A 12,473-nucleotide genomic window follows, 5' to 3' on the forward strand; every position below is an offset into this window, starting at 1 on the left:
AGGATGACAGCAGGCTACACGGACGTAGCCGCTCTTTTTAGTCAATATGAGTAAAATAAATACTGGAAATCGCAGTAAAACTATTCAATGCTAGCGCAATAGTTAACCGCGTTAGTGGTAACTAAAAACATAAAAGCCTTTATAAACAACAATAAAAGATTAGGCACTCGATATGCAACAAGCAACTCACACAGCCATTAATAACATTGTCATTGTCGGTGGCGGCACAGCCGGTTGGATAACCGCTGCCCTTTTGGCCGCCGAGCATAATGTCGATAAAGGCCAGCTTGCGCACTCGCCTAAACTCAATATCACATTAATAGAATCCCCCGATGTGGCCACTATCGGCGTCGGCGAAGGTACTTGGCCTTCGATGCGTAACACCTTAGATAAAATCGGCATCAGCGAAACCGAATTTATCCGCCAATGCGACGCGAGTTTCAAGCAAGGCTCACGCTTTATTCACTGGCAGCACGATGATACTGAACATACTAAACCATTCGGTTCTAACCAATATTTACACCCCTTTAGCCTGCCCCATGGCCATCAAGAGTTAGACTTGTGTCCCTTTTGGTTGCCTCACAGTGACAAGGTCAGTTTTGCTCAGGCGGTATCCAACCAAGATGCGCTGACTCAGTTAGGGCTAGCGCCTAAAACCATTGCGACGCCGGAATATCATTTTCAAAACAATTACGGCTATCACTTAGATGCGGGTAAATTTAGCCAGCTGTTAATGCAGCATTGCACCGAAAAACTGGGGATCAAGTACATTCGTGATCATGTCACTCAGGTTCACAGTCATGCCAATGGCGATATCGAAAGTCTTGCGACCAAAGAACATGGCGTGATCTTAGGCGATATGTTTATCGATTGTTCCGGCACTAAATCATTGCTGCTGGGCGAGCATTTTAACGTGCCCTTCCTCAGCCAAAAAGCTGTGCTGTTTAACGACAGCGCCTTAGCAATACAAGTCCCCTATACCGAAGAAAATAGACCTATCGCCTCATGCACACTCTCGACGGCGCAGCCCAATGGCTGGATCTGGGATATAGGTTTACCGACTCGCAAAGGCGTGGGTTATGTCTATTCATCAGCCCATTGTAGCGATGACGAGGCTGAACAAACCTTAAGAGCCTATTTAGCCAATGACACATCAACTAAGCCTCAATCGGCATCCAGCAACGCGCTTGATAGTCGTAAACAAGAATGCCGAAAGCTGAATATCAACCCCGGCTACCATGCAAAATGCTGGCAAAACAACTGTATTGCCATCGGCATGGCGGCAGGCTTTATTGAACCTTTAGAAGCATCAGCATTGGCTTTAGTGGAATGGACGGCGAATACCTTAGCCACGCAACTGCCAACGCATCGCGGCGTAATGGACACGATTGCCCAGCGAGTGAATGAACGCTACGAGCGCCACTGGCAGCAAATCATCGACTTTTTGAAACTGCATTATGTCGTGAGTCGACGCGAAGTGGATGACTACTGGCGCGATCACCGGGAGGCCGCATCCATTCCTGAAAGATTACAGCAGCAACTCGACCTATGGCGTTATCAAGCGCCAAGCAGTCACGATATTAGCTACAAAGAACCCTTATTTCCGGCGGCGAGTTTCCAATATGTGCTTTATGGTATGGGCTTTAATACTGCCCTACCGACTCATATCAAACCGTCGCAACAACAAGTTGCCCAAAGACTTTTTAGCGAGAATCAGCAAAAGATCCATGGATTGAGCCAAAGCCTTCCGAGCAATCGCGACCTATTAAACAAGGTCAGGCAATTTGGTTTCCCTAAGATTTAGCACAAATAACAAAAATAACTCGCGGCAGTGAGAACCAACAAAGGACAAAGGTAACCCTATGAGCCAACACGTATTACTTAACAGCGTAGATCATAAAGATATTAAAATTATCACTGAGCGTAGTGCTAAGTACGGCGATAATGTCTGGTTCAGTGTCACTTTTCCGGCGGAGTTTCGCAGCGTACAGGCGCATTATCCGATTTTTTTCCAAAAGGATCAGACCACAGGCCAGTTCTTTGCAGTGGCGCTTTATGGTTTTCAAAATAATGAGAATCTGTTTTTAAATAACGGCACTTGGCAGGCTTCTTATATCCCTCTCACCCTACGTCGTCAGCCGTTTCTTATTGGTCAACAAAGCGTGCACGAAGACGGTGTCGAGCTAAAACAAAGGGTCATACATATCGATATGGCGAGCCCAAAAGTCAGCACAACCGAAGGCGAAGCTTTGTTCCATCCCTATGGTGGGAATACACAATATCTGGATGACATTGGGGATATGTTAGAAGGTATCCACCACGGGCTTATCGACAGTAAGCACTTTATCGATTTGCTTATCGAACATAAGTTGCTGGAATCCTTTACCTTAGATATCAAGCTCGACAATGGCCACCAACATCAAATGATGGGTTTCTATACTATTAATGAAGAAACGCTAGCGGCCCTTTCGGCAGAAGTGCTCGCTCAATTACATGCTAAAAGTTATCTAGAGGCGATTTACATGACCTTGGCCTCACAGGCAAGAGTACGTGACTTGCTTAACCTTAAAAATGCGCAAGGTTAACTAGGTCGCAGCCATGAGTCTTGATGTGATTAAACCTAAAACTAATGTCGTCAAACACCTTGAAAACTGCTCAACAGAGGAGATGCTCGCGCTGATTAAAGATGCTGAGCAGCCTTTGGTATTTAAAGGACTTTGCGCAAACTGGCCTTTAGTGAAAGCAGGGCTTGAGTCCAGCGATAGCGCGATGAAGTATCTGGCCCAGTTTTATCAAGGCATGCCCGTCACCGCCTATTATTTAGCGCCAGAACATCGAGGCCGCGTATTTTATAACGACACTTTAGATGGGTTTAATTATCAGGCGGGTAAGTTAGATTTGCGGCAAATCTTCACGCAGCTCACTGCGCCGCAAGCCGCCAGTATTTATATGGGCTCAACCGATATTAATCAGTGCTTACCTGGACTTGGCGCCGATAATAGTTTTAATCTTGCGCCTTTGTCACCGCTCACCAATATCTGGCTTGGCAATCAAACTCGTATCGCTGCGCATTTCGACTTTCCCCACAACTTAGCCTGCAATGTCGTCGGTAGACGCACTTTTACCCTGTTTCCGCCGGAGCAAATCAGCAATCTGTATATTGGCCCAATGGAGTTTGCCCCGGGCGGCCAAGACATTAGCTTAGTCGATATGGATAATCCCGATTTTGACCGCTTTCCTAAATTTGCCAAGGCGATGGAAGCCGCGCAGGTCGCCGCACTGGAACCCGGTGATGTGTTATTCATCCCCAGTATGTGGTGGCACCATGTGCGCGGAATGGATGACTTTAATGTTCTCATTACCCATTGGTGGCGAGATACGCCCGGTTATCTTGGTCGCCCCAATAATGCGTTACTGCACGCGATGTTAAGTTTACGCTCCTTACCCAAGGCGCAGCGTCAGGCGTGGAAAGCCCTGTTCGATCACTATATTTTTGACCATGAAGATGGCGATCTAGAGCATATTCCTAGTGCAGCCCAAGGCATGCTGACCACCCCACTCGATGAAATCAACGCCCGAAAATTGCGGGCAGATTTAACCAATAAGCTCAAACGTTAGCCCAGTTGAGGATATAAACGATGACAACAGCCATAAAAAGAGTCGTGATTGCGGGTGGCGGAACAGCCGGATGGATGGCTGCTGCGGCGCTGACTAAGTTGATGGGCAAACACTTAGAAATGGTGCTGGTCGAATCCGATGAAATAGGTACGGTCGGTGTGGGCGAAGCGACGATCCCCACATTACATATTTTCCATCGATTACTCGGCCTCAAAGAACAAGAGGTCATGGCAGCGACAAATGCGACCTTTAAACTCGGGATCTCCTTTGAAAATTGGCAGGATATCAATAAAAACTACCTGCATTCCTTTGGTTTTTTAGGCAAAGATTGCTGGGCCTGTGGTTTTCAACATTTTTGGCTGAAAGGTAAGCAGCTTGGCATGGTGAGTGAAATAGGCGACTACTGCGCCGAACATCTCGCCGCCCGTCAAGGACGCTTTGCCGTATTGCCAAACCAAGATTACAACCATGCTTACCACATGGACGCCAGTCTCTATGCCAAGTACCTTCGAAAAATGGCTGAACAACACGGCATTCACCGTATTGAAGGAAAAATAAAACAGGTATTACAACATCACGATAGCGGCAATATCAAAGCGCTCGTCTTAGAGAATGACGAAACAATCGAAGGGGATTTATTTATCGATTGCACTGGCTTTCGCGCACTGCTGATTGAGCAAACGCTTAATACTGGCTTTGAGGATTGGAGCCATTATCTCCCCTGCGACAGTGCGATTGCGGTGCAAACCCAGTCAGTGGGTGCCCCTATTCCTTATACTCGCTCGATTGCCCGCGACTCGGGTTGGCAGTGGCGCATTCCACTGCAAAATCGCACGGGCAATGGCCTGGTCTTTTGCAGCAAATTTATCTCCGATGAGGATGCCACTGAGTTGCTCCTCGCTAATCTTGAAGGGGAACCGCTGAATAAGCCTAGGGTCATTAAGTTTAAAACCGGCACCCGTCGCCTGCATTGGCATAAAAACTGTGTTGCCGTCGGGCTGTCCGGAGGATTTTTAGAGCCACTGGAATCCACCAGCATTCATTTAATCCAACGTAGTATTATCAGATTGATGCAACTATTTCCGTCGGCGGGCATAGTGCAATCCGATATTGATGAGTTTAATCAACAAACTAAACTCGAAATGGACAATATCCGCGACTTTATTATCTTGCATTACAAGGCCACGGAACGCGAAGACAGCCGTTTCTGGCGTTATTGCAAAAATATGGACATTCCAGCGTCGCTCAAACATCGAATCGAAATGTTTGCCGACAGCGGCAAAGTCTATAAATACGGTAGTGAACTCTTTGGCGAAAGCTCATGGATCCAAGTGATGATGGGCCAAGGCATAATGCCAAAACACTATCACCCGATAGTCGATGTGATGGAAGAGCCTGAACTCGAAGCCTTCTTAAACAACATTAAATCAACCGTTAAGCGTAAGGTCGAAAGCCTACCTGCCCACATCGATTTTATTCAGCACTATTGCCCAGCTGAGGTTCTAGCCAACACTAAACCTATGGCAATGTGAGGTACAGGGATGCAAACCTTAGATCGCAACACGAATACGGCTAAGCCACAAGCAACTAAGCAGCAGGCAACTAAGCAACAGCCAGTCAAGCTCACGCCTCAGCTAGTTTATCTTGGCAATGAAAAGACGCCCTTGATTATTATCGATGATGTTGCGGCAGATCTGTTGCCAATACGTCAGTGTGCTTACACCCAAGCGCACTTTTCTGCCGATAATGGGTCTTTTTACCCCGGCGTGCGTGCCCCCTTGCCGCAGGCCTATGTCACCGATGTGCTCAATCTTGTGTACCAGTTGATTTATGATGTGTATCAAATCCCTTCGAGCTTAAGCATCAAATTACAGGCATTGTATTTCTCGCTGATCAGTACCCCCGCGTGTGAGCTTAAACCGCTGCAATGCCTGCCGCATTTTGATACTCCCTCCCCACACTATTTCGCGCTACTGCACTATTTAAACGACGGCCCCCATGGTAATACGGCGTTTTTCCGCCATATTCCGACGGGCTTTGAGCGGATAAATGAAGAACGTATGCCAGACTACTTTAAGTCTGCTCAACCTTTAGTCGATGACATTACTCGCCATCCTTCGGGCTATTGTGTTGAAAGCGACAGTCATTATGAGATTTATCATCAAGTAGAATATCGCCCGAATCGTTTAGTGATTTATCCCGGTAATTTGCTGCATTCCACCTTAGTGAACCCACAAACCGATATTGATGCCAACCCAAGAACCGGCCGGCTAACGAGCAATATTTTTATCGAGTTTAAACCCTCAGTCCGCTAACACATCGATTCACAAAGTGTTATCTCACAGTGACTGACGCTGACGACTTTAGGTTTAGCTGGGTTTATTGACGTCCCCAAAGTCTTAGTTAACACAGCCCAACGCCTTAAACACACATTAAAATTCATCAATTCATTTGTAACAAAGTCTGTTTTACCAGTCTCTGCCATTGGTTTGCTTGGGTTATCGCCTTATACTTTTGAGCTCAAATATTAAAACAACAATGTTGGAAGCAAGCGATATGACTATTGGGACTGCTCCGGTAAGTAAAACACATTCATTTATGACAGTGTCTCTTATCGAATTATGGGAACGCTTTGGTTATTACGGCATGCAAGCGCTGATTGTGTACTTTATGGTGCAGCGCCTTGGCTTTGATGACTCACGTGCAAACTTAGTATGGAGTGCCTGTGCGGCGCTCATTTATGTATCACCGGCCATTGGTGGTTGGGTTGGGGATAAGATCCTCGGCACTAAACGCACTATGCTGCTGGGTGCGGGGATTTTGTCTCTGGGTTATGCGCTGATGGCCGTACCCACTGAAAATACGTGGTTTATGTTTTCAGCGCTCGGCGTGATTGTGGTCGGTAACGGCCTGTTCAAACCCAATGCCGGTAACTTAGTTCGTAAAATTTACGAAGGTGACGATTCTAAAATCGACAGTGCGTTTACTATCTATTATATGGCGGTCAACGTCGGCTCGACCTTCTCTATGTTGCTCACGCCTTGGATTAAAGATTACGTCAACGCCCAGTATGGCAACGAGTTTGGCTGGCATGCCGCCTTTGCCGTGTGCTGTGTCGGTATATTGGTGGGGTTAGGTAACTATGCACTTATGCGTAAGAGTCTAGTCCATTACGGTTCTGAGCCAGATACTCGCCCAGTGAACAAGAAAAACCTCACGATTGTATTGGGCCTATCCGCATTGTCGGTTGTCGCTTCAGCCATTATTCTTGAATACGAAGCTGTTGCGCGCGTCTTCGTTTATGCAGCTGGCGTAGCCGTATTGGCCATTTTCTTCCACTTGATCCGCACCAGCGAAACCAGTGAACGAGCGGGACTGATTGCGGCGCTGATCCTCACAGTGCAAACCGTGTTCTTCTTTATCTTCTATCAACAAATGTCGACGTCATTGGCGCTGTTTGCCCTGCGTAACGTGGACTGGGATTTCCAAATCTTTGGTACCCATTTGTGGACTTGGTCACCGGCTCAGTTCCAAGCATTAAATCCATTATGGATTATGGTGTTAAGTCCAATCTTGGCTTGGAGTTATTCGTGGGCGGGTCGCAATGATAAAGACTTCTCTATCGCGGCGAAATTTGCCCTCGGTTTTGCCGTCGTCGCTATCGGCTTCTTTATCTATGGCTTTGCCGGACAATTCGCCGTCAACGGTAAAACCTCTTCATGGATCATGATCTGGGGCTATGCCTCTTACTCTTTAGGCGAATTGCTGGTGAGTGGTCTTGGTCTTGCCATGATTGCCCGCTACGTACCTGCGCGTATGGGCGGCTTTATGATGGGCGCCTATTTCGTCGCCTCAGGTATTTCACAGTATCTGGGCGGTGTGGTCGCTAACTTCGCCAGTGTGCCAAAAGATTTAGTCGATCCACTGCAAACCTTACCCGTATACACCAGCCTATTTAATAAATTGGGTATCGCGGCTGTGGTTTGTACCTTTATCGCACTTGCGGTATTACCGCTAATGCGTCGCCTGACTGAGACTCACCATTCACATAATAATACTGAGAATGAAAGTGCTGCGGCATCGCTACGGGATGTGAAAGCCGAGCAGTAATGCTCGACTGACAATAGCGATTTATCTATTGCATAACCTCAACTGCCGGTAGCCCTGCTATCGGCAGTTTTTTTATCACTTCACTTAGTGATACTAATCACATTAAATATCTAATCAGTTCAGAGCCTCACAGGCATTTCAATCCAAGGCGCATTGACGCAGAAATGGTTATTCCCTTTTAAGTCAATGCAACACGGGAGTGGGATGCCTGTGTGGCTCCCGAAGGGCGGCTGATGTTAACAGCATGGCAATGCGCTTTATACTGCGTTTAAGGCTTTCGACAGAGCACCACTATGTTTTCAAGCCTTCGCCTTGTCTAAAGCGCGTTGAACTCCCGCTGAATGAACAGATATTTAATACGATTGGTATTATACCCTTGTGTTGCAACTCATAACCAAATGAGCTGTAGCAAACGTCACCCAATCCCACAGTGACAGGCCTAGCGCTGAGTTGCTGAGAATAAGATCTTCAGTTCCACATTATCGTCCCTCACGCTGGGATGACTTCACCGTCTCGATTTGTTACAAAGCAAGTATGAACCTAGACGCACTCGCTTTAATAGCGCTGCTCAAGTGCAAACTCAAATTGACATGACTAATGAAATAACGAAGGGGAAAAGAGTTAACCGTTCAAGCTTGAGAAGCGCGGTACTTAGCCCCATATCAATATCACTGAATACCTTTTATTCATCAAGACTGAGCCGTTAACGCTTGTTCTTCGCTATGCGCCTAACAATGCCACTAGCAATGCGACTAACACTGTTAGCACCGCTTGTTTTCGCTAGCAAAAGACGGCAGTCACTTGGAGACACTATGTCACAACCGACATCATTATTGGCCGATATTCCCTTCTCGCTATTGGAACTCGCGCCCATGCGCCAAGGTTCGACTGTGGGTGAAACGCTGAACAATAGTTTGCGGTATGCCAAGGAAGCCGATCGCCTCGGCTTTAATCGTTTTTGGTTTGCCGAACACCACAATATGCCCGGTATCGCCAGCGCGGCGACCTCAGTATTAATTGGTTATATTGCTGGCAATACTCAGCGTATTCGCGTCGGCGCGGGTGGCATTATGCTACCAAACCATGCGCCGTTGGTGGTCGCCGAACAGTTCGGCACCCTTGAAAGTCTCTATCCTGGTCGCATCGATTTAGGACTGGGACGCGCACCGGGCAGCGATCAAGTTACCAGCCGAGCACTGAACCGTGATACCAGTCGCGACGAACAATTCCCTGAAGAAGTCAGTGAATTACAAACCTTACTCGGCCCTTATAATGGTCGCCATGCGGTGCGAGCGATTCCTGGGGAAGGCACCAATGTGCCGATTTGGTTATTGGGCTCGAGTCTCTTTAGCGCACAGTTAGCGGCGCAGCGCGGTTTGCCCTATGTGTTTGCGGGCCACTTTGCACCACGTTTTCTCTACGATGCGATTGAAATCTATCGCCGCGATTTTAAACCTTCTCAAGTGCTGGATAAGCCGTATGTGATGTTAGGTTTGCCGCTCGTTGCCGCCGACACTGATGAAGAAGCGCAATTTCTGGGCACGACCTCGAAACAGCGCGTGCTGGCACTTATCCGTGGTCACGAGTTATGGTTAAAACCTCCAGTTGAAACGATGGATGGCTTGTGGAGTGCGCAAGAAGAAACCTATGTCGATAATTTCTTAGGTTTATCTGTCATTGGCGGCCCAGCGACGATTAAGCATCGTTTGGAAATGATCGTCAAAGAACTTGGCGTGAATGAGTTTATCTTCACCAATGACTTGTACGATCTTGATAAACGCAAAAAAGCGCTGCAGATCCTAATGGAGATTAAACAGTAGCGATTCAGTAAACTGACTCGTTCTAAAAGTCATTGGCAGTCAAAACGACTGCCATAAAAAATCCCGCCGAAGCGGGATTTTTATTATGTAAGACTGTCATCTAAAACAGCTTTTATATCAAAGCAATATTAGCTTTTCAAAACGGCATCGAAGCTGGCTTTGAGGATACCAAGGCCTGCATCAATTTGTGCATCCGGCGCGGTTAATGGCACCAAAATACGCAGCACATTACCGTAAGTGCCGCAGGATAATAAAATCAATCCACGGTCACGGGCATCAGCCAACACTTGCGCGCAATAGTGCGGTGCAGGCTTGCCATCTTCCATTAATTCAATGGCGATCATCGCGCCTAAACCACGCACATCGGCGATTTGTGCATGCTCGACTTGCATCACATTCAATGCAGACTTAATGCGCTTACCTATGGTATTGGCGCGGTCTAACAGCTTTTCTTCTTCAAACACTTCAATGACAGCAAGCGCTGCGGCGCACGCTAACGGGCTGCCACCATACGTACCGCCAAGACCACCAGGCCCCACCGCATCCATCACTTGCGCGCGGCCAGTAATGCCCGAAAGAGGGAAACCACCCGCAATAGATTTAGCAAAAGTGGTGATATCCGCACTCACGCCCATTTGCTCCATGGCAAAGAAGGTACCAGTACGACCAGCGCCCGTTTGCACTTCATCGGCGATCAGCATAATGCCCTCACGATCACACAATGCCCGCAACCGCTGCATAAAAGCAGGTGATGCGGCGTAGAAACCACCCTCGCCCTGTACTGGCTCTAAAATAATGGCGGCAATATCACTTGGCTCGGCATCATTTTTAAAAATACGTTCAATCGAAGCCATAGCATCATCATCGGACACGCCGTGCATCTCGCACGGGAACTCAGCGCGGAACACATTCGCCGACATCAGACCCATACCTTTACTGTAAGGCGCGACTTTTCCGGTCAGTGCTAAGGCCGCGATAGTGCGACCATGGTAGCCAGAGGTAAACGCAATCACGCCAGCACGTTTGGTATAGGCACGCGCCACTTTAACTGCGTTTTCAACCGCTTCTGAACCACTAGTGAATAATGCCGTCTTCTTGGCAAAATCCCCTGGCACCAATTGATTGAGCTTTTCACACACTTGGATATAGCTCTCGTAACCAAGCACCATAAAACAAGTGTGGGAGAAATTATCCAGCTGAGCCGCAACCGCCGCCTTCACTTTAGGGTGAAGATGACCGGTATTAAGCACAGCAATGCCGCCCGCAAAATCGATAAACTCGCGCCCTTCAACATCCCACACGGTCGCGTTTTCGGCGCGCGCGGTAAAGATCGGGTGAATTTGCCCGACACCACCCGCAACTGCGGCTTGGCGACGTGCCATCAATGAATCATTGGTTGTTGTCATTTAGTGTTCCTCACACGCCAAATCGGACCGTATTAAACGGACATGCAGATGTACTTCATTTCTAAATATTCTTCGATGCCGTACTTAGAACCTTCGCGGCCCAGTCCAGAGGATTTCATCCCGCCAAAGGGTGCGACTTCCGTCGAAATCAAGCCAGTGTTGACCCCAACCATGCCGTATTCCAAGGCTTCGGCGACTTTCCACACCAGTGAAATATCGCGGCCATAGAAATAAGCGGCAAGGCCAAATTCAGTATCGTTAGCTTGTTTAATCACATCGTCGACATCGCTGAATTTAAACAGCGGCGCGAGTGGACCAAAGGTTTCTTCGCGGGCAACGAGCATGCTTTTATTAACGTTAGTCAGCACGGTTGGCTCGAAGAAATTACCGCCAAGGTCGTGGACTTTACCGCCTGCGAGCACAGATGCACCTTTAGCTATGGCGTCGATAAGATGACTTTGCACTTTTTCGACTGCGGCAGCATTGATCAACGGACCCGTAGTGATGCCCTCCTTGATGCCCTCTCCAACCTTAAGCTTGCCCACTGCAGTGCTGAGTTTTAAGGCGAACTCGTCGTATACACCGTCTTGCACATAAATGCGGTTAGCGCAGACGCAGGTTTGGCCAGCATTACGATATTTAGCAATCATAGCGCCTTCGACAGCGGCATCGATATTGGCATCATTAAACACGATAAATGGCGCATTGCCGCCAAGCTCTAGCGACAGTTTTTTTAAGGTAGGCGCACATTGCGCCATTAATTTAATACCGATATTGGTTGAGCCAGTGAAAGACAGCTTACGCACTATCGGGTTGCTGCACATTTCATTACCAATCTGCACCGCATCACCCGTTAACACACTAAATACGCCCGCAGGAATACCGGCACGCTTAGCGAGTTCAGCCATCGCTAATGCGGTAAATGGTGTTTGGTGCGCCGGTTTTACCACCATAGTGCAACCAGCAGCTAACGCTGGAGCGGCTTTACGGGTGATCATCGCCGCAGGAAAGTTCCACGGCGTTATCGCAGCGGTTACACCGACAGGCTGCTTGATCACCATCAAGCGCTTATCCCCTTGATGTCCGGGAATGGTATCGCCATAAATACGTTTCGCTTCTTCGGCAAACCACTCGATAAACGAAGCGGCATAGGTTACTTCACCTTTAGCTTCTGCCAGCGGTTTACCCTGCTCAGTCGTCATGAGCAATGCTAAGTCATCACTGTTTTCATTGAGTAATTCAAACCAACGCCTTAACTTAGCGCCGCGCTCTTTGGCTGTGAGCGCTCGCCATGCAGGTAAAGCCGCTTCTGCCGCCTTAATCGCCATCTCGGTTTCAACTTGTCCCATATTAGGAACATGACCAATCAGGGCATTGGTTGCGGGATTAACCACCTTTAATGTGTCACCAGAAACGGCATCACACCATTGACCATTAATAAAAGACTGTTGATGTAGCAAACTCGGATCATTTAATTGCACAAGGATTTCCTCGTATTGTGAAGCTACCTAGCTTCTTA

At 47.9% G+C, this 12,473-nt stretch carries 9 protein-coding genes; 7 read left to right on the top strand and 2 right to left on the bottom strand.

Annotation, left to right across the window (positions count from 1 at the left end; genetic code table 11):
* Window positions 1–172: 172 nt before the first annotated feature.
* From DYH48_RS15325 to DYH48_RS15355, 7 genes are all read left to right on the top strand, one after another.
* A complete protein-coding gene (locus DYH48_RS15325; RefSeq protein WP_115335262.1) occupies window positions 173–1,804 on the top strand; it encodes a tryptophan halogenase family protein in 1,632 nt (543 codons plus the stop codon).
* Between the two features lie 58 nt (window positions 1,805–1,862).
* A complete protein-coding gene (locus tag DYH48_RS15330; RefSeq protein WP_115335263.1) occupies window positions 1,863–2,585 on the top strand; it encodes a SapC family protein in 723 nt (240 codons plus the stop codon).
* A 13-nt stretch (window positions 2,586–2,598) separates the two neighbouring features.
* Entirely contained in the window at window positions 2,599–3,618 is a 1,020-nt protein-coding gene (locus DYH48_RS15335; RefSeq protein ID WP_115335264.1) for a cupin-like domain-containing protein, read from the top strand.
* Window positions 3,619–3,638: 20 nt separating this feature from the next.
* Complete coding sequence (locus DYH48_RS15340) at window positions 3,639–5,150, top strand: tryptophan halogenase family protein (protein ID WP_115335265.1); 1,512 nt, start codon at window positions 3,639–3,641, stop codon at window positions 5,148–5,150.
* A gap of 9 nt (window positions 5,151–5,159) precedes the next feature.
* The gene (locus DYH48_RS15345) at window positions 5,160–5,933 is read left to right on the top strand and encodes a DUF6445 family protein (protein WP_115335266.1); all 774 of its coding nucleotides are present in this window, start codon (window positions 5,160–5,162) and stop codon (window positions 5,931–5,933) included.
* A 241-nt stretch (window positions 5,934–6,174) separates the two neighbouring features.
* Window positions 6,175–7,728 carry a peptide MFS transporter gene (locus tag DYH48_RS15350; RefSeq protein ID WP_115335267.1) on the top strand — a complete coding sequence of 518 codons (1,554 nt, stop codon included), beginning with the start codon at window positions 6,175–6,177 and terminating at the stop codon, window positions 7,726–7,728.
* 812 nt (window positions 7,729–8,540) lie between these two features.
* Entirely contained in the window at window positions 8,541–9,548 is a 1,008-nt protein-coding gene (locus DYH48_RS15355) for an LLM class flavin-dependent oxidoreductase (RefSeq protein WP_115335268.1), read from the top strand.
* A 128-nt stretch (window positions 9,549–9,676) separates the two neighbouring features.
* On the opposite strand, the gene gabT is transcribed toward DYH48_RS15355, so the two are convergent.
* Window positions 9,677–10,954, bottom strand: a complete 1,278-nt coding sequence (gene gabT, locus DYH48_RS15360; protein ID WP_115335269.1) for a 4-aminobutyrate--2-oxoglutarate transaminase — start codon at window positions 10,952–10,954, stop codon at window positions 9,677–9,679.
* Between the two features lie 32 nt (window positions 10,955–10,986).
* Window positions 10,987–12,435, bottom strand: coding sequence for an NADP-dependent succinate-semialdehyde dehydrogenase (gabD, locus tag DYH48_RS15365; protein ID WP_012196785.1), 1,449 nt, complete (start codon window positions 12,433–12,435; stop codon window positions 10,987–10,989).
* Window positions 12,436–12,473: the final 38 nt, after the last annotated feature.

Source organism: Shewanella baltica, from assembly GCF_900456975.1.
In the GTDB taxonomy this organism is placed as follows: domain Bacteria; phylum Pseudomonadota; class Gammaproteobacteria; order Enterobacterales; family Shewanellaceae; genus Shewanella; species Shewanella baltica.